This is a genomic window from Pseudoalteromonas sp. TB64 (assembly GCF_000498095.1).
Lineage (GTDB): Bacteria > Pseudomonadota > Gammaproteobacteria > Enterobacterales > Alteromonadaceae > Pseudoalteromonas.
Genome location: NZ_AUTQ01000085.1, coordinates 1 through 23,019, shown reverse-complemented (window position 1 = coordinate 23,019; position 23,019 = coordinate 1). Strand labels below are relative to the sequence as shown.

Below are 23,019 nucleotides of genomic sequence, written 5' to 3'. Positions count from 1 at the left end.
CTGTTAAAAATGATAAGTTATAAGGAAAAAAATGACATTAGCAGCGTGGTTTAGTTTAGTAGTTGTATGCATGATGGGTGCAATGTCGCCAGGTCCAAGCCTTGCAGTTGTGTTAAAGCATACAATGAGTGGCGGAATGAAAAGCGGTATGCTTGCTGCGCTTAGTCATGGCGTGGGTGTTGGGCTTTATGCGGCAGCTTCGTTACTTGGTTTAGGGACATTGATGGCTCAATTTCCAACGGTATACCAAGTCCTTGTATATTTAGGCGCTGGGTATCTAGCCTATTTAGGTTTAAAAATTCTGTTAGCAAAACCCAGTAATGACGAACTGCAAATACAAAAAAGTGAGCTAAGCGCAACCAAAGCGCTGCAAGATGGATTCGCCATTGCGTTTTTAAACCCTAAATTGGCAATTTTCTTTTTAGCGTTGTTTTCGCAATTTATAGACCCGCAAAACCTGACTTTAAGCATTGGCATTATTATGTGCTTAACTGTATTTGTAATTGATACAGGTTGGTATTTGCTAGTTGCAGTACTTACTGATGTTTCAAAAAATCGCTTTGGTTTTACTAAGCAGAACCCATGGCTTGATAAAATACTGGGTGTTGTGTTTATTGCTCTTGCTATAAAAGTCGTTATTAGTTTGTAAGATTGAGTAGAGATTGTTGAAGTTTGCAGAGTGTATTTTTAGTTATATAGATAAAGGATTAAAACAATGACAAAACATATTTTAAAAAGTGCTTCATTCGATTACAAGGTAAAACAATACTGGATGGTTACGGCAACTTTATTTGCAATGTTGGCTCTTATTACTATACCGCTTATACCTATCATTTTACTTATTGTATGGCTGGTGGGTGGGCGAATACTTGCAGCTATGTCGGCTGATTTATTATCGCAAAAGCTGGTAGTTAAACGTGGCATATTATTTAAAGAAGAAAAATCGATTCCGCTTGAAAAAATAACTGATGTTGGATTAAGCCAGGGCCCACTAATGCGCCTTTTTGGGTTATATCGTTTAAGCTTTGAAACGGCAGGGCAGTCAGGAAATGGCGCTTTAGTGTCTTTGCTTGGTGTAGTTAATGCGAGTGAGTTTAGAGAGGCGATACTTGAGCAAAAAAATATATTGGCTAACCAAGGTAAAACTTCGCAGCAGCCGACAGAGCAAAGTGAGAAAGAGCTACTAAGAGCACTTACTTATAGCGTTAAAAATATTGAACAAATGTTACTTGTTTTGCTTGATGAAAAGCAGCAAAAGTAATTTACCCTCAAATATAACGAATGCTCTGCTGAGAAGGATATTTTTATGAATACGGATGTCGAAAGTGTATTTAATAATTATTCTGAGGTAATTAAAAGTACACTCATAAAATTACGGGAATTAATTTATATCGTGGCGAAAGAGCAAAACTTGGGAGCTGTTGAAGAGTCAATAAAGTGGGGAGAGCCAAGTTATAACACAATAAATGGCAGCCCCATTCGCGTGGGCTTTAAGGGCTCATCGTGTTATTTATTTTTTCATTGCCAATCAAAGCTAGTAAGCACATTTAGAGAATTATACTCTCATAATCTTACCTTTGAAGGAAATAGAGCAATTGTGTTAAATAGTGAAAAGCCATTACCAGAGTACCCACTTAAAGCGTGTATTAAATTAGCACTGACTTATCACAGCGTTAAACACCTACCTTTGTTAGGTGCATAACTGCATGCACTTAAGTAGATACTTAAAACACACTACATATTTGGTTTGCGTCACAGGTAATAACAGTCACGTTTTCGTAGCCAACACGCGTTAACGCTTCAGCGCCAAGTGTTGCGCGTGCACCGCTTGCGCAGTGCACGTAAATAGGGCGTGCTGCGTCTTTTTCTATTTCCATTAGTTTCATCTCGAGCAATCCGCGCGGAATATTTATTGCTCCTACAGCTGCATTTGTTGCGTGTTCTGCTGGCTCACGGACATCAATAAGTAAGCCTTTATTTTTTTGAAGCTCGATCTTTGCTTGCGCTGCGTCAATACGGCGTTGGTTAGGTGTGATAATTTTTAGTAAGTCAGGGATCGATGTAAGCATTAGTCTGTAAATCCTCTTTTTCGTAAAAAAGACATTAAAGGGCACCACTTGGTATAAGCAGATTGAATTAAGTTAATACCTATAAATAACGTTAAAAACTGAAAGTTACTATGTACAAAGTAACTTAATAATACAGATACTGCTACAGCACTTCCGCCGATTAATAAAATTGCATCGCTAATTTTCATTGGTCACCTTAACATTAGTAAACTCTAATGTTAATTATATTAGAACTTACTAATGTAAAAGTCTATACTTAAAAAGGTCAAAAAAGAGAAATAACAAAATGAATATTGAACAACTAGCTGTCAACGCAGAGCAAGCCGAACAGTTTTTAAAATTAATGGCTAACAAAAATCGCTTAATGATTTTATGTAGTTTATTACAAGGCGAGCAAAGTGTAGGTGAGCTAAATAAAAATGTACCTTTAGCACAGTCGGCGCTATCTCAGCATTTAGCAAGTTTACGCAAGGCAGATATGGTTGTTACTCGCCGAGAAGGGCATACTATTTATTACTCGTTGACCGACCCAAAAGTTGAGTCGATCATTGCTTTGTTATATGAATGGTTTTGCCGACAAGAAAATACTAAATAAAAGTAGCTATTTCATCGAGTGATTTTTTATCGAGTGCATGAGCAGGTATTGTTGCATCATCACTTGGGTAACCTGCAATAAGTAGCATATACGGGCGTTCGTTATCTCTATCGCGGCCACATATGTCGGTTAAAAAGCTCATTGGTTTTGGAGTATGAGTAAGGGTTGCCAAACCTGAACGGTGCAAAGCTTGAATTAAAAAGCCGGTAGCTAAGCCAACAGACTCATGCACATAATAATTCGTATTTTTATCATCGGTGCTTACGCCCCCCTTTTTTTGACTAAATACAGCTATAAGCCAAGGTGCATGCTCTAAATAAGGTTTATTGGCGTCGGTACCTAACGGCTTTAGCGCATCTAACCATTCTTCACCTGCTCTGCCTTCGTAAAAAGAACGCTCTAATTTTTCTGCGGCTTCTCTTATTTGTTTTTTTACATCGCTACTGTTTATAGCCACAAAATGCCAAGGCTGATGATTCGCTCCACTTGGTGCTGTACCTGCTGCCTTTATACATGCCTTAATAATATTTTTTGGTACTGGGCGATCGCTAAAGCTACGAATACTATGACGGCGTTGGCTGGTGGTTAAAAACTCGTTAGCGCGATTTAGCATTTCGTCGTGTGGGTATTCTATAAAGTCGTTTAATGGCTGGCTTTGGTGATCTTGCATGGCTTTTCGCTTCTTATAAAAAGTATATGTGGTTTTTATACCGAGTGAATACAGTGCAGGCAAGTGTTATGAGTTTAAATTATGTTTATTTGTTGTTACAAATTTAACTAACAAGTAACTTATGTTCCTGTTTTTCTTGTGATATAAAACATTATAAAAATAATTACTCATATTCAAGGAAGTAAAAATGCTATCAATAACTGGGTTATCTAAAACCTACGATAACGGCGTACATGCACTACAAGGTGTTGATTTATCTATCGGTAAAGGGATGTTTGGATTGCTTGGGCCAAATGGCGCAGGTAAATCATCGCTTATGCGTACCATTGCAACACTGCAGTCGGCTGATTCAGGTTCAATTACTTTTGATGGCATTGATGTATTTAAAGACCCACAGGCACTGCGCCAACGCTTAGGTTACTTACCACAAGATTTTGGTGTGTACCCACGTGTTAGTGCTTACGACTTACTGGACCATATGGCTGTTTTAAAGGGAATTCATAATAAAGTAGAGCGTAAAGAGTCGGTTGAAGGATTACTTGCGCACACTAATTTATATCAACATCGCTCAAAAGCGGTCAGTGGCTTTTCGGGGGGTATGCGCCAGCGTTTTGGTATTGCACAGGCATTACTGGGTGACCCTGATTTACTAATAGTTGATGAGCCAACAGCGGGGCTAGATCCTGAAGAGCGTAATCGTTTTCATAACTTATTAGTAAGCTTAGGTGAGCAAAAAGTAGTTATATTATCGACCCACATCGTTGAAGATGTAGCAGAGCTTTGCCCAAACATGGCGGTGTTGGCTGGCGGTAAGATTTTACTAGAAGGTAACCCAATAGCGCTTACCGATAAGCTCCAAGGCCAAATTTGGCGCAAAGCCATGAGCCAAGAAGAGGCGCAAGAACTTGAGCCACAATTACCGGTTATTTCTAAGCGCTTATTTGCAGGGAAAACCATATTACATGTATTAGCCGAGCAAGCCCCACAAGGGTTTGAAGCAAGTAATGCAAATTTAGAAGATGTGTATTTTTCTACTCTGCTTAATCATCGTAATAGCCAAGTAGCATAAGGAGGCGTTATGTTTTTTAATATGCTCGCGTTTGAGCTGCGCTACTTTGTGCGTCAGCCTTCGTTCTATGTCACCTCGTTAATCTTTTTTTTGATGGCGTTTTTTATAAGCTCTAGCAGTAAATTTCCACTTGGTGGGGCGAATGTTCATATGAACTCGCCTTTCTCGATTATGCTTTTAACCGTTACATTTTGTACGTTTGCGATGTTTTTAGTGGTTAACTTTGTTGCCAGCTCTGCTATTCGCAACAGTGAAAGCAAAATGGATGAGCTGGTTTTTAGTAAGCCTGTTAATCCTGTGCCTTATGAAGCAGGGCGTTTTTTTGGTTCTTACTTAGTTGTACTTATTGTGTTTTTAAGCGTGCCATTGGGTGTGTTTTTAGGGTCGCAATTTGGTTTATTGGTTGGCTGGCTCGATAGCGAATTGGTAGGTCCTAATAAGCTAATGTACTACGCTGCGCCTTATCTTTATTTAGCAGTGCCAAGTTTACTGGTGCTTTCGGCTATTTTTAATAGTGTAGCGGTCTATTTTAAAACCATGATGTCGGTTTATGTAGCAGCTGTTGTGATTTTTATAGCCTATCAAATTGCCGGCGTTTACTTTGATGATTTAGCATTTAGAAATATTGTTGTTTACGCCGACCCATTTGGCTCTGGTTCGTTAATTGATTTAACACGTTATTGGACTGTAAATGATAAAAACACAGAAGTGCTAACGCTCACAGGTGACCTTTTAGTTAACCGTATATTGTGGGTGGCAATCAGTGTTGCAATGTTTTTTGGTCTTGGAAAGCTAAGCAACCGCATAGTAATTAAAAAACAGAAGAAGCAATTTAAAGTTTCTGCTTTTGTACAAAATAAACAAGCTGCGCTTATCAGCAGTGCTAAAAATTATAAATCAGCGGGGATTAGTACTAAATCTCAGCTAATAATGCGCAGTATATTTGAACTTAAACAAGTTATATTTAGTGCTCCTTTTATGATTTTAGCGGGTGTAAGTATTGTAACGCTTATGATCCCACTACTTGCTCCTATTGGCGCCTACGGCACTACTAACTGGCCTTTAACTCAGAATATGGTAAATGTTATTAGTGGTATTTCCGGTTTATTTTTGTTTGTTATTATCGCTTTTTATAGTGCTGAGCTTGTATGGCGAGAGCGGCAAAGTGGCATGGGCGATATTGTTGACAGCTTTCCGGTGCATAATAGTGTTTTTTGGGTGTCAAAAATACTGGCTTTAATCGCCGCTATTTCTGGGCTGTTCCTCGTGGGAATGATACTCACAATTACAGTTCAGTTATTTAAAGGTCAATTTAATTTAGAGTTAGGACAGTATTTATTTAGGATTGTTTATTTATCGATTTTACCGTTAATTATGCTGACGGTACTCGCCTTCTTTTTACAGATTATTAGCCCGAATAAATATGTAGGAATGGGCTTGTTTATTTTGTATTACATAGCGCAAACAGTAATGGGTTCTTATGGGTTTGAGCATCATATGTATCATTTTTCGCAAAGCAGTAGCGTACCGTATTCTGATATAAATGGTTATGGGCACTTCTTACAAGCTGCGCATTGGTACACATTATATTGGGGTGCGTTAAGTCTTGTTCTAGCGATTGTTGGGTTTGCGTTATGGCATCGTGGTCCTTCACAAACGCTGCGCACACGCCTGTCTATGCTTCGTTATAATATGTCATTAAAAGGGCAAGCGGTTGCGGTTATTAGTGCATTAGTGTTTGTTGGTGCAGGCTACAATATTTATAACAACACAAGAGTTTTGAACGAGTTTACTACGAGCGATGAGCTTCAAGACAAGCAAATAAGTTATGAACAGCAGTTTGCACAATACAAAGACTTAGCACTACCTATGGTGACCGATGTTGACTTAACTGTTGATATTTTTCCAAAAAAGCGTGCTTTAAGTGCTGTGGCAAAAATTAAATTTACCAATACCTCTAACGAGCCAATTACGCGAGTATTAATAAGCTCACNCCTCAACACGCTAAAAGTTGGGATGTAGCTATGGCAGGCGGTAAGATAGTTGAACAATTACCAGCGTTTTATTTAGCATGGTTTGAGTTTGAGCAGCCGCTTATGCCAAACGAAATAAGAGAAGGGCAACTGTCGGTTACTCGCGATCATACAGGCTTTACTGATAAAGACTCTGATACACAATTGGTTGCCAATGGCACTTTTATTAATAATTTGGAACTCCTTCCTAGCTTTGGTTATAACCGTGGTTTACAGGTAGCTGATAAATTTGAGCGCCGTAAGCATGATTTACCTGAGCTTGAACGCGCTCATAAGCTAGAAGACAGCCAGTACTATACACAAAGTGATTTTGGTGCAGCTAATGGGTTTATTAACTTTAAGGCAACGGTAACAACCGACGAGTCGCAATTTGCGATTACCCCAGGGTATTTACAAAGTGAAAGTGTAAAAGACGGGCGCCGCACCTTTGTTTATGAAATGGATGCGCCCATTTTAAACTTTTATGCGGTGCTTTCGGCAGAGCTTGAAAGTAAAAAGGTTGAGCATAATGGGGTAAATATTGAGGTGTACTACCACAAAAATCATGCATGGAATGTCGACCGTATGATTGAGTCAGTACAAGACTCGATAGATTACTTTACACAAGCGTTTGGACCGTATCAGCATAAACAGCTACGTATTATTGAATTTCCTAAGTATCGTTCGTTTGCGCAAAGTTTTGCCAATACAGTGCCATACTCCGAAAGCATAGGGTTTATTACAGACTTAAGGGATGAGAGTAAAATTGACTTACCCTATTATGTTACCGCACATGAGGTAGCGCACCAATGGTGGGGACATCAAGTGTCGGGAGCGAATGTTGAGGGCAGTGCCGTTATTTCAGAAACGCTTTCACAGTATAGTGCGCTTATGGTGCTTGAGAAACGCTTTGGCGCAGAGAAGCTACGTAAGTTTTTAAAATATGAGCTTGATAGGTACTTAATAGGGCGTACAGGGGAAGCTTTTGAAGAAATGCCACTATATAAAACACAGTCGCAACAATATCTTCATTACAATAAAGGATCAGTTGTGATGATGGCGATTTATGATCGTTTAGGTGAAAAACGTTTAAATGATGCACTCAAAGCATTTTTAAATGAATTTCAGTACCAATCAACACCATACCCAACTACGCTTGATTTACTTAGCTATTTAAAACAAGACGCAACGCAAGCAGAACAAAGTTTTATTGACGATCAGTTTAAATATATCACCTTGTATGAGCTTGAGATGAAAGAGGTATCGGTGACAGACAGCGTTGATAGTGATGGCTTTTATACTGTAACACTGAATGTTGAAGCAGCTAAACACCGTGCTGATGGCCAAGGTGAAGAAACTGAGCAGCCGCTCGATGAACTAATTGATATTGTTTTATTCAGCGATGACCCTGAAAACCTACTAGCTGAAGATTTTGTTATTTACTCTAAAAAGCACCAAATAGTGACTGGTACTAATAAGATTGAGCTTAAAGTAAAAGAAAAACCACTGTTTGCGGGGGTTGATCCTTTTGTTAAATTGGTCGATAAGGATAGCACTGATAACTTAGCTAAGTTTTAATTAAGGTTTACAATAACTATTCTAAAGCCGCATTTATGCGGCTTTAGAATGTAATAAGCTATGTGAAAATTACTTAAAAGTTATTTAGAGTAACCGGAGGGTACTAACTACTGTAGCGCAAAGAGGTTGGTATTTATAAAATGGATATGAAGCGCTACTAATATTTTAGGGTTTGGATTGAGCCTAAATAATACAAAGAGACGGGGTTATAAAGTTCTTAAATGAGAAAAGGGCCATAGGCCCTTCGTGTTGCAGCAAGTAACACATTCTTTTTTATAAAGTAAAATCTACAGCGTAGCCAACATATACTTTAATATCAGCAATATCTGTATCAGATACTCCAAAAGTAAAACCATCTTTTGAAATTGATACGCCATAATCAAAAATATTACTATCGCCAATAAAGTCACCTGAATAGTGGCCTACATGTAATGCCATTTCAGTACCATTGCTACCAATTGGAAACGCGTAGTCTGCGTTAAGATATAATGAATCACCAAAGTCAGTACCATCACCGCTTGCATCTGATGTAGCTAAAATTGCAGCACCAAAAGTAAAGCTTTCAATACTGATACTGCCGTAAATTTCAGAAAAATCCGCATCCACTTCAGAAGCTGCATCAGGGTATGCATAGTAAATATAACCAACGTCGTAGCTTACGCTTTCGTTTATAGCACCACCAAAGCCAGCATATAAATCTAGCTCGTAGGTCATTTCATCTGCCCAAGATGCGTTTGAAGCCCAAGTACCTGCATAAAAACCAGATTCATGCGCGTAGTCAATGCCACCAGATACAGCTGCATCGCCATCGGTTTGTTCTTGGCCTCGCCATAAGTAGTTTGATGTTGCAGCTGCATTTGCTGTTACTTCAGCTTGAACTGCTGTTGATGTTAACGATGTTGCCACTATTAATGCTATAGCACTTATTGCAATTGTTGTTTTTAGTTTGAGCATGTTCCATTTCCCGTTATATGATTTTTGCATGCCAAGGCTTTATTATGTATTGCTTTAACCTTTTTGCAGGATGCATTTTTATTGTTTAACTGGGGTAGTAGTAGCACTGTATATGCCAAATTTACTTTATCTAATGAAAAATGGTTGTTTATATTTTAAAAACAGAAGGTTGGCTGTATAAGGTATTAAGAGGATATATGTAGTATAAGAAATCTTCGCACACTGCTGGTGCATAAATTAACCTAGCTGCACCAGAAAAACACAGCTAGGTTAGATTTATTTAGCCAAAAATAGTGCGCATTAGACTAATTGTTTCGTTAACGCCGCGACCTTTTTGAACTTCATTAATGATAGAGTCACGTTTGCTGCGAATATGCTCTGGGATATCGTCAGCTGTAAGAGCACGATCTACTAAAATCTCTGCAGACTCTTTGCCTCTGCGTTGAGTTTTACCAGTAGTTGTTGTGCTACGTTTTGGCTTGCTAAGTAACTTGATATAGTTAGAGTTATCAGGTGTTTTAGCATCCGCATAGTAAAAGAAACATGGTATTAGAGCTTTAATAGCAACTAATTGTTCTTCTAACTCGTTACTTGGTTTAGCCATTTTGTACCATGACATAGCTTGAATACCTTTTACGATATCTTGCCAGTAACGTTCAAAATCACTGTTTTTAAGTTTTGGAACACCAAGGGCACCACATAATGCATCTAGTCGATTATTTGTAATCGGAGTAAATAGATCTGGGCGGCGCATTGCTAACAAGCGAGTTGCAGGAGCAAGTGTTGGTTTTTCATTATTGTCTGTAAACACTTTTGAATAAGCCGCAACAAATTGTTGGTATTCGTACTGCGTTATATCACCTTCAAGCGGGATGTTTGCAAGAGCAGCATCAAAATCACCTGGTAAATCGGCAAGCATTTGATGAAAACCTTTAGCGCTCTTCGTAGATGCAAACCATTCAACATCAAAGTTGTAAGTACTTGGGTCAAGTGATGCCATGTGCTTACCACTAAATGCTAGTAAGTCTTCAGGGATCATATCTTTAAGTGACTGCTCACGAATGCTTTTGATATAGCTTACTAAACGAAGTTGCTCGTCAAGGGCAATAACGTCTTTATGCTGTTCAACAAATACGCTTACTACAGGCCAAGGGGCTACGCGTAATGTTTTAACCTGTAAAAAACTAATAGCCGAAATAAGCTGGTCATGTAGTTTTTTTAGTACAGGTAATTGTTGCGGTTCTAGTAAATCGTAGTTCATACGATCTCTACTTGCATTAAGTAGTTCATAGCACCAAGGTAAAAAATCATCAGGGTGGTTTTCTACTTTCACGGCCATAAGGTTAAGGCTTAACTCTGAAGATTGCTTCAGAATGTTCTGATAGATTTGATTTTCTTGTTCGCCTAGCGTCATTTTTGACGGTGAAATTAGCAGTGTTTTCATGCCTTGTAGAATCTCCGGATTAGATATATATTTTTTTGCTGGTCTATTTTAGCGCAATTACAACAATAACAACAGCGCTGTCCTTCATACGTTGTAATTGAAGTGGCTAAATCGGTACTTTCGCTAATAGAATAACGTTAACACCTTAGTATATATCAATCATTCTCATCTAGCACAAAGAGACTTTCTAAAATATTGAGCTATTTTTAGAGCAATGACCACCGAGGGCGTAAACAGTGATGTTTCTACGGTACTGACTTTTTACGTAGCACATTAATAGCATCTGCTAGTTTTTGCAGTGAAAGCCCTGCCTCTTTTCGATATTTTGCTATGTTATTATTTACGTTGATTCCAACTCTCTACTTTGCCAAATTAGGGGAGCACCATAGAGTAAACTCATAATAGCTAAGTAGAAAGTTACCATGGTGCCTTGGTTATAGGTCAGTAGTTCTTTGTGATACATCAACAGGAAGATGATATGAAGCTAAATAGATTGCCTCATACTAAGCAGTAGCGTAAGCACAACATGTTTATAGGCAATAGTATCTATTGTATTTAAATACTCATTTTTACTAGGTAAGGCGGTGGCTCAACTTCCATATAAAGCCTCCTCTGATCATAAACATAAAAAATGAGCCTAAAAAAGCTGCGCCCCATAGAACAATAAAGGTACTGATGTTTGACTAAGCATCGGGTAACCGCTAATAATTAGTAATGTAATCCGCATGAATATTGAAAAGCATGCATTTTACCTATAAATTTTTGTTTCAGTTTTTATATCGTTTTTCATAATATCAATTCTATAACTTTTGCTAAAGTACACTTTGTAGCCCCTAAGTATCAATGCAACCAAAGGTATCAAAATGTTTCAGGAAATATTCATATAAAAAATGTAAACTGATTTAAGTTACTTTTTTGTAATAACGGCAATGCTTTTAAAGCTAACACTCGCTATGATAAAAACATTATTTGCACGTTTGAAAGGACGATCATGAAAACCATACTTAAAATTGTAGGTGTAATACTTTTACTATGTATAGCACTAATAGTTGCCGCACCGTTTTTAATCCCTACTGATACTATTTTTAATAAAGTGTCTGAACAGGTAGAAAAAACAACTGGGCGCACTCTTACTATTAAAGGTGATAAAACACTTAGCGTATTCCCAGCATTAAAGTTAGAACTTAACGACGTGCATTTTGCAAATATGGAATCAGGTTCGCGCGCCGATATGGCGAGTATGAAACAGCTTGCTGTACACATACCTTGGTTTTCATTATTTGGTGGTGAGTTTAAATTAGATAAGTTTGTTATAAACGAACCAAATATCCTATTAGAAACCGATAAAAATGGTAAAGCTAATTGGCAGTTGTTTGATGCAGTTGCAGAGCAACCTAAAGAGCAAAGCGAATCTGGCGAAGCTATTAAGCTTCCAGATAACTTTGATATTGAGTTAGGTGAGGTTGCTATTTATGGCGGTACATTTACTTATCTAGATGGTCAAACCGGTGCTAAACAACAAATTAGCGATTTAGAACTCGCTATTTTACTTCCATCACTTCGTAAAACATTAGAAGTAAAAGGTGGTATTACTTATATGGAAGAGCGTTTTGAGCTTGATATAAAATTAGATACTCCTGCTAAAGCAATTGAAGGTGCTACTTTTAATGTTAAACAAAGCCTAGATTCTCGTTTAGTTGATTTAACGTTTGAAGGTGATATTGCTAAACAAGGACAAGATATTAAAGGGCAATTGGCACTAAGTGGTGAATCAGTAAAAAATATTGCTACATGGCAGGGGGTGGAGCTTGGTGCTAAAGAAAATGCTTTTAACGCATTTAGTGTGAACGGTAAAATGCACTTAGCAGGTGAGAAGTTTAATTTAGAAGATTTAGTCGCAACGTTAGACGCATTAGAAATAAAAGGTAAAAGCGAGCTAAGCCTAGGCAAACGTTTAGCTGTAAATGCTGATATTGATTTAGGTATGCTTGATTTAAACCCGTACCTACCTGAAGCCGTAGCAAAACAAGAAGAGCCAGTAGAGCAAAATGATAAACCTGCAGAACCAATAGTATGGGATGACACTAAAATTGATCTAAGTGCATTAAATTCACTAGATGCGAATGTAGTTATTCGTTCAAGTGGATTAAAAGCTAATGATATTAAGTTGGGCGCAAATCAATTTACTGTTGCTTTAAAAAATAGCGTTGCAAAACTAAGCCTAGATAGTTTTTCTGCTTATGAAGGGTCAGGTAAAGGCGTTATCAATGTAAACGCACAACAAGTACCTTATAAAATATCAACTAACTTTGACTTAGCTGGAATAGATGCACAGCCATTATTAACGGATGCGGCAGGTTTTGACAAGCTAATGGGTAAAGGGTCTCTAAATTGGAACCTAAACACAACTGGCCAAAGTCAAAAGTCGTTTATTGGTGCGCTTAACGGAAAGCTTGGATTTGAGTTTGCTGATGGAGCTGTAAAAGGTGCGAATATAGCTGAGATGGTTCGTAAAGGTAAGGAACTCATTTCAGGAAACTTTGGTGCTGCATCTGAAGGGCTGGATACCGGGTTTGAAGAATCAGAGCAAACAGATTTCTTTGCACTAACTGGAAGTTTTAACTTTACTAATGGTGTTGGTAAAAACACTGATTTATCACTTATTAGCCCACTCGTTAGAATATCAGGTGAAGGCGATGTTGATTTACCGCAAACAACGGTTAACTACCGTTTAGTTACAGGTATAGTTGGATCGATCGAAGGGCAGGGTACGACAGATGATAGCACCGGTTTTAAAATACCGCTTCGTATAGAGGGTCCTTTCAATGATGTGGGCATTAAACTTGACGTAAGCAATGCGCTTAAAGATGAAGCAAAGCAAAAAGTTGATGAAGCAAAAGAAAAGGCGAAAGACAAAGCAAAAGATAAAATTAAAGACAAATTAAAAGGTTTGTTTGGTTAATTTTATTTATATAAACAAACAAGGCGCTTATATAGCGCCTTGTTTGTTTTGTAACCACCTGTTATTTAGTTACATAGCCGTAATTGCTCAACTTTAATTATCCTCCGCTCTAAATTAATTAAAAAATAACCTATCGCTCCCCCTTCAATGCTGGTACAATTGCCCGCCCTTAAGAGACAACTAGTTTGTTTTTGAGTGGGATTTAATCGAAATGTCTTGATTCGTAAACGAATTTTAGACACGTTGTAATTACTACACCGGAGGTCATTAACATGATCCAAATGCAAACTCAGCTGGAAGTTGCTGATAACAGCGGCGCTCGCAAAGTGCAGTGTATAAAAGTCCTTGGTGGTTCACACCGTCGCTACGCAGCGATTGGCGACATCATTAAAGTTTCTGTAAAAGAAGCTATTCCTCGCGGTAAAGTGAAGAAAGGTGATGTTAAAAACGCGGTAGTTGTGCGTACCAGAAAAGGTGTTCGCCGTCCAGATGGTTCTTTGATCCGTTTTGACAGCAACGCTGCTGTTATCTTAAATGATAACTTACAGCCAATTGGTACACGTATTTTCGGCCCTGTGACTCGCGAACTTCGTAATGATAAGTTCATGAAAATCGTTTCACTAGCCCCAGAAGTACTGTAAGGAGCCAATCATGGCAGCAAAAATACGTCGTGATGACGAAGTAATCGTACTAGCAGGTAAAGACAAAGGTAAGCGCGGAAAAGTGCTTTCAGTTGTTACTGAATCTGGTCGAATCTTTGTCGAAGGCATAAACTTGATCAAGAAACACCAAAAGCCGGTTCCACAATTGAACCAAGCTGGCGGCATTGTTGAGAAAGAAGCATCTATGGATGCATCAAACGTTGCGATCTTCAACTCGGAAACGAGTAAAGCTGATCGTGTAGGTTTCAAGATTGAAGATGGTAAGAAATTACGTATCTTTAAATCTACTGGTAAAACTATCTAATAGTTGGAGTAGAATGATGGCGAAACTGCATGAAGTATATAAAGACAAAGTAGTTGCTGAACTTCAAGAGAAGTTTGGTTTCAGCTCTGTCATGCAAGTCCCTCAGATCGAAAAGATCACATTGAATATGGGCGTGGGCGAAGCCCTAGCTGACAAGAAGATTTTAGATCACGCAGTAGCGGATTTAGCAGCAATCTCTGGTCAGAAACCTCTAATCACTAAAGCACGCAAATCTGTTGCTGGCTTCAAAGTGCGTGAAGGTTACCCGATTGGTTGTAAAGTAACCCTACGCGGCGAGCGTATGTGGGACTTTTTTGAGCGTTTGGTATCAATCGCTATCCCACGTATTCGTGACTTCCGTGGCGTAAGTGCTAAGTCTTTTGATGGACGTGGCAACTACAGCATGGGCGTACGTGAACAAATCATCTTCCCAGAAATCGATTACGATAAAGTAGACCGTGTACGCGGTATGGATATTACTATCACTACTTCTGCGAAATCTGATGAGGAAGGCCGTGCGTTGTTAGAAGCGTTTAACTTCCCATTTAAGAAATAAGGGTAGGGTTATGGCAAAGAATTCTATGAAAGCGCGCGAAGCTAAGCGCACAAAACTAGTTGCTCAATTCGCTGAAAAGCGTACAGCACTAAAAGCTATCATCACTGATGTTAACTCATCTGAAGATGATCGTTGGGACGCGGTACTTAAGCTACAAGCTTTACCACGTGATTCTAGCCCTGTACGTCAACGTAATCGTTGTAACATTACGGGTCGCCCACATGGTTACCTTCGCAAATTCGGCATGAGCCGTATTAAAGTTCGCGAAGCAGCTATGCGCGGTGAAATTCCTGGCCTTAAAAAGGCTAGCTGGTAATAGAATCATGGGAGTAAGACTATGAGCTTGCAAGATCCTATCGCGGATTTGTTTACACGTATCCGTAACGGTCAATCAGCGAAGAAAGTATCTGTAACGATGCCAACTTCAAAGCTGAAAGTAGCATTAGCTAAAGTACTAAAAGACGAAGGTTATATCGTAGACTTCGCTGTTAACAGTGAAGCAAAACCTGAGCTTTCTATCGAGTTGAAGTACTTCGAAGGCAAAGCTGTAATTGAAAATATCCAGCGTGTAAGTCGCCCTGGTTTACGTATCTATAAGAAACGTGACCAATTACCTAAGGTAATGGGTGGTCTTGGTATCGCTATCGTATCAACTTCTAAAGGCCTGATGACAGACCGCACAGCACGTAGTGCTGGTGTTGGTGGTGAAATCATTGGTTTTGTAGCTTAATCGGAGGGGAACTATGTCTCGCATAGCAAAGGCACCAATTACTGTTCCTGCCGGTGTAGAAGTTACATTAAAAGGCCAGGAAATCACAGTTAAAGGCAAAAACGGTGAACTTACTCGTACTATCAACAACGCTGTTGAAGTACAAGTTAATGACAACGTTATTACTACTTTACCTCGTGATGGCGTAGCTAATGCATGGGCTCAAGCAGGTACTGCTCGCGCTCTAATCAACAACATGGTTGTTGGTACGCATGAAGGTTACGAGAAGAAACTTCAGTTAGTAGGCGTGGGTTACCGTGCTGCAGCTAAGGGTAAAACATTAGATTTAACTCTTGGTTTCTCACACCCAGTTAATTTCGCAGTTCCTGAAGGAATTACGATTGAAACTCCAAGCCAAACAGAAGTTCTAGTTAAGGGCGTAGATAAGCAGTTAGTTGGTCAAACAGCTGCTAACATTCGTGCATACCGTAAACCTGAGCCTTATAAAGGTAAGGGTGTTCGTTATTCAGATGAGAATGTACGCCGTAAAGAGGCTAAGAAGAAGTAAGGTAAGACGATGGATAAAAAAACAGCTCGTCTACGTCGTGCTAAACGCACTCGTAGAAATTATATTGAACAAGGCACAACGCGTCTTGTTATCCACCGCACGCCACGTCACATCTACGCTCAAGTTGTAAATGCTGAGGGTAATGTACTGGCTGCTGCTTCTACTGTTGAAAAGGCTATTAGCGAAACAGTTAAAGGCACCGGTAACGTTGAAGCTGCGCAAGCAGTTGGCAAAGCGGTTGCTGAACGTGCGGCTGACAAAGGCATCGAAAAGATTGCTTTTGATCGCAGTGGCTTTAAATATCACGGCCGTGTGAAGGCGCTAGCTGATGCTGCGCGTGANTGAAGCCGGTTTGCAATTCTAGGAGTAGACTATGGCTAACGTAGAAGCAAAGCAACAACAGCCTGATCTAGCTGAAAAGCTAATCGCGGTGAACCGTGTGTCTAAAGTAGTTAAAGGTGGTCGTATCTTTAGCTTTACTGCACTAACTGTAGTTGGTGATGGCGCAGGTAAAGTAGGTTTTGGTTATGGTAAAGCACGTGAAGTTCCAGCTGCTATTCAAAAAGCAATGGAAAAAGCACGTCGCAACATGATCAATGTAGACCTAAATGGCAACACATTACAGCATCCTGTTAAGGGACGTCATGCTGGCTCACTAGTGTTCATGAAACCAGCATCTGAAGGTACTGGTATCATTGCAGGTGGTGCTATGCGTGCAGTACTTGAAGTGACTGGTGTGCAGAACGTACTTTCTAAATGTTACGGTTCTACTAACCCAATCAACGTGGTACGTGCAACGATTTCGGCTCTTGAGAATATGAATTCTCCACAGTCAATCGCTGCAAAACGTGGCCTTCGCGTAGACGAAATACTGGGGTAACCATGGCAAATCAAACTGTAAAAGTAACACAAGTAAAAAGCTCTATCGGTCGTTTACCGAAACATAAAGCTACATTACGCGGTCTTGGTTTACGTCGTATCAACCACACTGTTGAGTTAGAAGACACAGCATGTGTACGTGGTATGATAAACAAGGTTTCTTACATGGTTAAGGTAGAGGGTTAATTCGATGCATTTGAATACACTTTCACCTGCTGCAGGTTCAAAAACTGCCCCTAAACGTGTTGGTCGTGGTATCGGTTCTGGTCTAGGTAAGACTGNCTGGCGGTCGTGGTCACAAAGGTCAAAAATCACGTTCAGGCGGTAAAGTACGCGTTGGTTTCGAAGGCGGTCAAATGCCTATGCAACGTCGTCTACCTAAATTTGGTTTTACTTCTCGCAAATCTTTAGTATCTGCAGAAATAAACCTTTTTGAAATCGCTAAAGTTGAAGGCGATGTGGTAGACCTAAGCGCGTTACAAGCAGCTGGTCTAGTTAAAAAGAACGTTCTTTTCGTTAAAGTTGTTAAATCTGGTGAAGTTTCACGCGCTGTTACAGTTAAAGGTCTTAAAGCCTCTAAAGGTGCACGCGAAGCTATTGAAGCTGCCGGAGGCAAGGTAGAAGACTAAGGAAGTACTAATGGCTAAACCAGGTCAAGATACACAAAGTGCACAAAGTGGACTTTCGGAATTGAAGCGTCGATTACTCTTCGTATTGGGTGCTATCATAATTTACCGTCTAGGTTCATTTGTGCCGATCCCTGGGATTGACGCCGCTGTACTTGCCGATTTCTTCGAGCAACAAAAGGGCACCATTGTTGAGATGTTCAACATGTTTAGCGGTGGTGCGCTTGAGCGAGCTTCAGTGTTAGCACTGGGTATTATGCCGTATATCTCGGCTTCGATTATTACGCAACTATTAACGCATATGTATCCTCCGTTTATAGAGCTTAAGAAAGAAGGTGAGCAAGGGCGTAAAAAAATTAGCCAGTACACACGCTATGGCACGCTTGTGCTAGCTACTATTCAATCTATCGGTATTGCTACTAGCTTACCGGGCATGATGGAGGGGTTAGTTGTTAACCCTGGTATGGGTTTCTACTTCACCGCAGTGGTGAGTTTAGTAACTGGTACTATGTTCCTTATGTGGTTGGGTGAACAAATTACAGAACGTGGTATCGGTAACGGTATCTCAGTTCTAATATTTGTTGGTATTGTAGCTAACTTGCCGTCTGCTATTGGTTCGACAGTCGAAATGGCGCGCCAAGGTGATTTGAATGTTTTTGTACTGTTGATGGTTGCGGTAATCGTATTCGCTGTTACTTATCTTGTAGTGTTTTTTGAACGTGGACAACGTCGTATTGTTGTTAACTACGCTAAACGCCAACAAGGTCGTCAAGTATTTGCTGCTCAAAGCACGCATTTACCACTAAAAGTAAATATGGCGGGTGTTATTCCACCAATCTTCGCTAGCAGTATAATTCTGTTCCCTGGTACAATTGCTAGCTGGTTCGGCCAAGGTGAAGGTCCAGTCGCTGATGTATTACAAGCTGTTGCTACTACGTTGACCCCAGGTCAACCGTTGTACTCACTTGTACTAGCTGCGGCTATTATCTTCTTCTGCTTTTTCTACACAGCGTTGGTTTTCAACCCTCGTGAAACAGCAGATAACCTTAAGAAATCTGGCGCATTTATCCCAGGTATTCGTCCAGGTGAGCAGACATCTAAATACATTGATAAAGTGATGACACGCCTGACATTGGCAGGTGCTTTGTATATAACCTTTATCTGTCTGGTGCCTGAATTCATGACGATGGCGTGGCAAACGCCATTCTACTTCGGCGGTACATCAGTTTTGATTATCGTTGTAGTGATCATGGACTTTATGGCACAAGTACAGACTCACCTGATGTCTCATCAGTATGATTCTGTGCTGAAAAAAGCGAACCTTAAAGGCTACGGTCGATAAGGTCAGTTTACGGAGTTGAGCAATGAAAGTACGTGCTTCCGTTAAGAAAATATGCCGTAACTGTAAAGTTATTAAACGTGCTGGTGTAGTACGCGTAATTTGCAGTGAGCCTAAGCATAAGCAAAGGCAAGGTTAAGTAAACAGCGTGCAGGCTGAGTTTTCTCGGCCTGTGTTTTTAGTAGTAATTTGGTCTTCGTTTGAGTATCCTTACGGGCTTTTCAAACAGATGATTACCAAATTCGAATATAGGAGATGTGTTAGTGGCCCGTATTGCTGGCATTAACGTCCCTGATCATAAACATGCGGTTATTGGTTTAACAGCTATTTATGGCATAGGTAAGACTCGCTCTAAGGCTATCTTAGTAGCGACTGGTATCGCCGAAACCACAAAAATCGGTGAACTTTCAGACGAAATTCTTGACGTACTGCGTGATGCAGTTGGCAAGTACACTGTTGAAGGTGATCTTCGTCGTGAAGTTACTTTAAATATCAAGCGCCTTATGGACCTTGGTTGTTATCGTGGCCTACGTCACCGTCGCTCTTTACCACTACGTGGTCAAAGAACTAAGACTAACGCGCGTACCCGCAAGGGTCCTCGTAAGCCTATTAAGCGATAAGGGGATAGTATTATGGCTAAGACACCAATTCGTCGTAAAAAGGTTAAAAAACAAGTTGCTGATGGTATGGCTCATGTTCATGCGTCTTTCAACAACACTATTGTAACGATTACCGACCGTCAAGGTAATGCACTATCATGGGCTACTGCCGGTGGTTCAGGTTTCCGTGGTTCACGTAAATCTACACCATTTGCTGCTCAGGTTGCTGCAGAGCGTGCAGGTACTGCTGCTCAAGAATACGGTTTAAAAAATCTAGAAGTTTTCATTAAAGGTCCAGGTCCAGGTCGTGAATCTGCTGTACGTGCTTTGAATGCTGCTGGTTACCGTATTACCAACATTACTGACGTGACGCCTATACCACATAATGGTTGTCGTCCACCGAAGAAACGTCGCGTTTAACAATAGGTTAGGAGAAATAACATGGCAAGATATTTGGGCCCTAAGCTCAAGCTGAGTCGTCGTGAAGGTACTGACCTGTTCCTTAAGAGCGGCGTAAGAGCTATCGACTCTAAGTGTAAACTTGAGACTGCACCTGGTCAGCACGGCGCTCGTAAAGGTCGCTTATCTGATTACGGTTTACAATTACGTGAAAAGCAAAAAGTACGTCGTATCTACGGTGTATTAGAAAAGCAATTCCGTAACTATTACAAAGAAGCTGCTCGCCTTAAAGGCAATACAGGTGAAAACTTGTTACAGCTATTAGAGCAACGTTTAGACAATGTTGTATATCGCATGGGTTTTGCTAGCACACGTGCAGAAGCACGCCAGTTAGTAAGCCATAAAGCGATTTTAGTTAATGGTCGTGTTGTGAACATTCCTTCATACGTAATTACACCAGAAGATACTGTTGTAATCCGTGAGAAGTCTAAGACACAAGCACGTATCATCGCTGCTCTAGAGTTGGCTGAGCAACGTGAAAAGCCGACTTGGGTTGAAGTTGACGGTAAGAAATTGGAAGGCAGCTTTAAGCGTCTACCTGAGCGTTCAGATTTGTCTGCGGACATTAATGAACAACTAATCGTCGAACTTTACTCTAAGTAAAGTTAAGAGTTAAGAGAGGATAAAATGCAGGGTTCTGTAACAGAATTTCTAAAACCAAGGTTAGTCGATATCGACGCTATTAACCCAACGCGTTCTAAAATAGTTTTAGAACCATTAGAGCGTGGCTTCGGTCATACTCTGGGTAATGCCTTACGCCGTATATTGCTTTCATCTATGCCTGGATGTGCAGTAACTGAAGTTGAAATCGACGGTGTATTGCATGAGTACAGCGCGAAAGAAGGCGTACAAGAAGACATCATTGAAATACTACTAAACCTAAAGGGCTTAGCAGTAACGTTAGAAGGCAAAGATGAAGTTTTTCTGACCCTGACTAAATCTGGTGTAGGTCCTGTTACTGCGTCTGATATTCAGCACGATGGCGATGTAACAATTGCTAATCCAGATCACGTTATTTGTAATTTAACAACAAATAACAGCGAGATCAGCATGCGTATTCGTGTTGAACGTGGTCGTGGTTATGTGCCTGCATCTAGTCGTTTATCCTCTGATGACGATGAGCGTCCAATTGGTAGATTGTTGCTTGATGCATCATTTAGTCCAGTTGAACGTATTGCGTACTCGGTTGAATCAGCCCGTGTTGAGCAACGTACAGACTTAGACAAGTTAATCATTGATATGGAAACAAACGGCACTTTAGATCCAGAAGAAGCGATCCGCCGTGCGTCTACTATCTTAGCTGAGCAATTAGATGCATTCGTAGATTTACGTGATGTAACTGAGCCAGAAGAGAAAGAAGAGAAGCCAGAATTCGATCCTATTCTACTTCGTCCAGTTGATGATCTTGAACTAACAGTACGCTCAGCAAACTGTTTGAAAGCCGAGCAAATTCAATATATCGGTGATTTAGTTCAACGTACTGAAGTTGAGCTTCTTAAAACGCCTAATCTAGGTAAGAAGTCTCTAACTGAAATTAAAGACGTGCTAGCTTCACGTGGTCTTTCTCTGGGCATGCGCCTAGAAAATTGGCCACCTGCAAGTCTAGCTGAATAATCTAAATCACTATATTAGTTTAGTTAGAAGGATAGGGTCATGCGCCATCGTAAGAGTGGTCGTCAATTAAACCGTAACAGTAGCCATCGTAAAGCGATGTTTAGCAATATGGCAGGTTCTTTGGTGAAACATGAAATCATCAAAACTACTTTGCCTAAAGCGAAAGAGTTACGTCGTGTAATTGAACCTTTAATCACACTGGCTAAGACTGACAGTGTAGCAAATCGCCGTTTAGCGTTTGCTCGCACGCGTGATAAAGAAGTTGTTGGTAAGTTATTCAGTGAAATCGGTCCTCGTAATGCGGATCGTCCAGGTGGTTACACTCGTATTCTTAAGTGTGGCTTCCGTACTGGTGATAATGCACCAATGGCTTATATTGAACTAGTTGGTCGCCCAGCGACTAGCGAAGCAGTTCAAGAAGACGCACAGTCTGCAGAGTAAGTCTTAAAGAAACCTAAAAGCCGAGCCTATGCTCGGCTTTTTACTGCCTAAAATTTATATAATCTTTGGTTATTAATTTAAAACACCCTTCATTTATTACCTGCATATATAGTATTTAGCTTAGCCTGATTCTGGCATATTCCTTTTTTAAATTTATACATCTGCAACCCCAACTTATTCTAGCGATAGATTTTATATGCTCTATAAGTAGTACAGCCCAGTTCTCTAAAGTTTTTAGTATAAGTAAAAGAGTCTCAACTTTTAATGAATAACTCAGAGGAGTTATTTAACGATTAACGTTCTATACTGGATATATGAATTGATTTAAATACAAATAATTTTAATAAATGAACAACGGTGTAAGATTGCGTTTAGATAGTTATAGATACATAAAAACCACAATGAACCTTTATGCATTTCAGATGAGCTTAGTTCCTGAATTAAAGATATAGATTATGCTCAAGCAGAAATTTATTTGAAAATATCATACGAATTTAGAGTTAATAATTATATTTAAGTACTTATCTATTCATTAAAATAAGTAAACTGGCAGTGTTTAGTCCTCTTTTTAAGCATTTAGCTTAAATTCTCACCGAACAGTATATTATTTCAAGTTTTCTTCAAAAAAGGGTTGATCTGTTTTCGGATCTCCCTATAATGCGACCCCACTGAGACGGGAAACGCCAACGCCTAGCGAGGAGCGAACTACTCAGAGAGTTAAATAAAACTTCGGTTTTGAATTATCTAAAAAGAAAGTTTAAAACTAAGTGTTGACTCGAGAAATAAAGGGTGTATTATTCGCATCCCTTGAGACGCTAAAGCGACTCAAAACGTTCTTTAACAATATAAAGCAATCATCTGTGTGGGCACTCGTACAGATTGAGTTCTAACAGCCAACCTACTTAGGTAG

26 protein-coding genes and 4 pseudogenes are annotated in these 23,019 nt (G+C 39.8%); 24 read left to right on the top strand and 6 right to left on the bottom strand.

Annotated elements, in window-relative coordinates:
• The first annotated feature begins 31 nt into the window (after nt 1-31).
• The 3 genes from L647_RS0105440 to L647_RS0105430 all read left to right on the top strand — a co-directional run bounded on the left by L647_RS0105440 (nt 32) and on the right by L647_RS0105430 (nt 1,702).
• On the top strand, nt 32-649 hold the full coding sequence (locus L647_RS0105440; RefSeq protein WP_024610268.1) for a LysE family translocator: 618 nt from the start codon (nt 32-34) through the stop codon (nt 647-649).
• Between the two features lie 66 nt (nt 650-715).
• Nucleotides 716-1,261, top strand: a complete 546-nt coding sequence (locus L647_RS0105435) for a PH domain-containing protein (protein ID WP_024610267.1) — start codon at nt 716-718, stop codon at nt 1,259-1,261.
• A gap of 45 nt (nt 1,262-1,306) precedes the next feature.
• Nucleotides 1,307-1,702, top strand: coding sequence for a DUF1801 domain-containing protein (locus tag L647_RS0105430; protein ID WP_024610266.1), 396 nt, complete (start codon nt 1,307-1,309; stop codon nt 1,700-1,702).
• 22 nt (nt 1,703-1,724) lie between these two features.
• Here the strand turns inward: L647_RS0105430 and L647_RS0105425 are convergent, their stop codons facing one another.
• The gene (locus L647_RS0105425; protein ID WP_024610265.1) at nt 1,725-2,069 is read right to left on the bottom strand and encodes a rhodanese-like domain-containing protein; all 345 of its coding nucleotides are present in this window, start codon (nt 2,067-2,069) and stop codon (nt 1,725-1,727) included.
• The gene (locus L647_RS0105420) at nt 2,069-2,257 is read right to left on the bottom strand and encodes a DUF2892 domain-containing protein (protein WP_024610264.1); all 189 of its coding nucleotides are present in this window, start codon (nt 2,255-2,257) and stop codon (nt 2,069-2,071) included. The genes L647_RS0105425 and L647_RS0105420 overlap by 1 nt, the downstream gene beginning before the upstream one ends.
• Nucleotides 2,258-2,355: 98 nt before the next feature.
• Between L647_RS0105420 and L647_RS0105415 the strand changes: the two genes are divergently transcribed.
• Nucleotides 2,356-2,664 carry a metalloregulator ArsR/SmtB family transcription factor gene (locus L647_RS0105415; protein ID WP_024610263.1) on the top strand — a complete coding sequence of 103 codons (309 nt, stop codon included), beginning with the start codon at nt 2,356-2,358 and terminating at the stop codon, nt 2,662-2,664.
• Here L647_RS0105415 and L647_RS0105410 read toward each other — a convergent pair.
• Entirely contained in the window at nt 2,657-3,334 is a 678-nt protein-coding gene (locus tag L647_RS0105410) for a nitroreductase family protein (RefSeq protein ID WP_024610262.1), read from the bottom strand. The genes L647_RS0105415 and L647_RS0105410 overlap by 8 nt on opposite strands.
• 187 nt (nt 3,335-3,521) lie before the next feature.
• On the opposite strand from L647_RS0105410, the gene L647_RS0105405 reads away from it, so the two are divergent.
• Both L647_RS0105405 and L647_RS01000000123685 read left to right on the top strand, forming a co-directional pair.
• Nucleotides 3,522-4,403: an ABC transporter ATP-binding protein gene (locus L647_RS0105405; RefSeq protein WP_024610261.1), complete on the top strand. Its 882-nt coding sequence runs from the start codon at nt 3,522-3,524 to the stop codon at nt 4,401-4,403.
• A gap of 9 nt (nt 4,404-4,412) precedes the next feature.
• A pseudogene (locus tag L647_RS01000000123685) lies at nt 4,413-7,993 on the top strand (M1 family aminopeptidase).
• Between the two features lie 273 nt (nt 7,994-8,266).
• Here L647_RS01000000123685 and L647_RS0105395 read toward each other — a convergent pair.
• The 3 genes and pseudogenes from L647_RS0105395 to L647_RS1000000126330 all read right to left on the bottom strand — a co-directional run bounded on the left by L647_RS0105395 (nt 8,267) and on the right by L647_RS1000000126330 (nt 10,741).
• Nucleotides 8,267-8,947: a TorF family putative porin gene (locus L647_RS0105395; protein WP_024610260.1), complete on the bottom strand. Its 681-nt coding sequence runs from the start codon at nt 8,945-8,947 to the stop codon at nt 8,267-8,269.
• Nucleotides 8,948-9,227: 280 nt separating this feature from the next.
• Nucleotides 9,228-10,391 carry a hypothetical protein gene (locus L647_RS0105390; RefSeq protein ID WP_024610259.1) on the bottom strand — a complete coding sequence of 388 codons (1,164 nt, stop codon included), beginning with the start codon at nt 10,389-10,391 and terminating at the stop codon, nt 9,228-9,230.
• Between the two features lie 155 nt (nt 10,392-10,546).
• Nucleotides 10,547-10,741, bottom strand: a pseudogene (locus L647_RS1000000126330) (helix-turn-helix domain-containing protein).
• A 641-nt stretch (nt 10,742-11,382) separates the two neighbouring features.
• Here L647_RS1000000126330 and L647_RS0105380 point away from each other — a divergent pair.
• From L647_RS0105380 to rplQ, 18 genes and pseudogenes are all read left to right on the top strand, one after another.
• Nucleotides 11,383-13,353, top strand: a complete 1,971-nt coding sequence (locus L647_RS0105380; protein WP_024610258.1) for an AsmA family protein — start codon at nt 11,383-11,385, stop codon at nt 13,351-13,353.
• Between the two features lie 272 nt (nt 13,354-13,625).
• Complete coding sequence (gene rplN / locus L647_RS0105375; RefSeq protein ID WP_002959498.1) at nt 13,626-13,994, top strand: 50S ribosomal protein L14; 369 nt, start codon at nt 13,626-13,628, stop codon at nt 13,992-13,994.
• Nucleotides 13,995-14,004: 10 nt separating this feature from the next.
• On the top strand, nt 14,005-14,319 hold the full coding sequence (gene rplX, locus L647_RS0105370; protein WP_002959496.1) for a 50S ribosomal protein L24: 315 nt from the start codon (nt 14,005-14,007) through the stop codon (nt 14,317-14,319).
• A gap of 16 nt (nt 14,320-14,335) precedes the next feature.
• Nucleotides 14,336-14,875: a 50S ribosomal protein L5 gene (gene rplE, locus L647_RS0105365; RefSeq protein ID WP_024610257.1), complete on the top strand. Its 540-nt coding sequence runs from the start codon at nt 14,336-14,338 to the stop codon at nt 14,873-14,875.
• A 10-nt stretch (nt 14,876-14,885) separates the two neighbouring features.
• Nucleotides 14,886-15,191 carry a 30S ribosomal protein S14 gene (gene rpsN, locus L647_RS0105360; RefSeq protein ID WP_024610256.1) on the top strand — a complete coding sequence of 102 codons (306 nt, stop codon included), beginning with the start codon at nt 14,886-14,888 and terminating at the stop codon, nt 15,189-15,191.
• 21 nt (nt 15,192-15,212) lie between these two features.
• Nucleotides 15,213-15,605 carry a 30S ribosomal protein S8 gene (rpsH, locus tag L647_RS0105355; protein ID WP_007376462.1) on the top strand — a complete coding sequence of 131 codons (393 nt, stop codon included), beginning with the start codon at nt 15,213-15,215 and terminating at the stop codon, nt 15,603-15,605.
• Nucleotides 15,606-15,618: 13 nt separating this feature from the next.
• Nucleotides 15,619-16,152 (top strand): 50S ribosomal protein L6, encoded by a 534-nt coding sequence (rplF, locus tag L647_RS0105350; protein ID WP_002959488.1) that lies wholly within the window; start codon nt 15,619-15,621, stop codon nt 16,150-16,152.
• Nucleotides 16,153-16,161: 9 nt separating this feature from the next.
• A pseudogene (rplR, locus tag L647_RS0105345) lies at nt 16,162-16,516 on the top strand (50S ribosomal protein L18).
• A 9-nt stretch (nt 16,517-16,525) separates the two neighbouring features.
• On the top strand, nt 16,526-17,032 hold the full coding sequence (gene rpsE / locus L647_RS0105340; protein WP_002959485.1) for a 30S ribosomal protein S5: 507 nt from the start codon (nt 16,526-16,528) through the stop codon (nt 17,030-17,032).
• Nucleotides 17,033-17,034: 2 nt separating this feature from the next.
• Nucleotides 17,035-17,217: a 50S ribosomal protein L30 gene (rpmD, locus tag L647_RS0105335; RefSeq protein ID WP_002959482.1), complete on the top strand. Its 183-nt coding sequence runs from the start codon at nt 17,035-17,037 to the stop codon at nt 17,215-17,217.
• A 4-nt stretch (nt 17,218-17,221) separates the two neighbouring features.
• Nucleotides 17,222-17,660: pseudogene (gene rplO / locus L647_RS0105330) on the top strand (50S ribosomal protein L15).
• 10 nt (nt 17,661-17,670) lie between these two features.
• Entirely contained in the window at nt 17,671-18,999 is a 1,329-nt protein-coding gene (gene secY / locus L647_RS0105325) for a preprotein translocase subunit SecY (RefSeq protein WP_024610253.1), read from the top strand.
• Nucleotides 19,000-19,021: 22 nt separating this feature from the next.
• A complete protein-coding gene (gene rpmJ / locus L647_RS0105320) occupies nt 19,022-19,135 on the top strand; it encodes a 50S ribosomal protein L36 (RefSeq protein WP_002959476.1) in 114 nt (37 codons plus the stop codon).
• A 124-nt stretch (nt 19,136-19,259) separates the two neighbouring features.
• Nucleotides 19,260-19,616 carry a 30S ribosomal protein S13 gene (gene rpsM, locus L647_RS0105315; RefSeq protein ID WP_007584664.1) on the top strand — a complete coding sequence of 119 codons (357 nt, stop codon included), beginning with the start codon at nt 19,260-19,262 and terminating at the stop codon, nt 19,614-19,616.
• A gap of 12 nt (nt 19,617-19,628) precedes the next feature.
• Entirely contained in the window at nt 19,629-20,015 is a 387-nt protein-coding gene (rpsK, locus tag L647_RS0105310) for a 30S ribosomal protein S11 (protein WP_002959471.1), read from the top strand.
• Nucleotides 20,016-20,036: 21 nt separating this feature from the next.
• Entirely contained in the window at nt 20,037-20,657 is a 621-nt protein-coding gene (rpsD, locus tag L647_RS0105305) for a 30S ribosomal protein S4 (RefSeq protein WP_002959461.1), read from the top strand.
• A 24-nt stretch (nt 20,658-20,681) separates the two neighbouring features.
• Nucleotides 20,682-21,668, top strand: a complete 987-nt coding sequence (gene rpoA, locus L647_RS0105300) for a DNA-directed RNA polymerase subunit alpha (RefSeq protein ID WP_008168100.1) — start codon at nt 20,682-20,684, stop codon at nt 21,666-21,668.
• A 39-nt stretch (nt 21,669-21,707) separates the two neighbouring features.
• On the top strand, nt 21,708-22,109 hold the full coding sequence (gene rplQ, locus L647_RS0105295) for a 50S ribosomal protein L17 (protein ID WP_008168098.1): 402 nt from the start codon (nt 21,708-21,710) through the stop codon (nt 22,107-22,109).
• Nucleotides 22,110-23,019 lie beyond the last annotated feature (910 nt).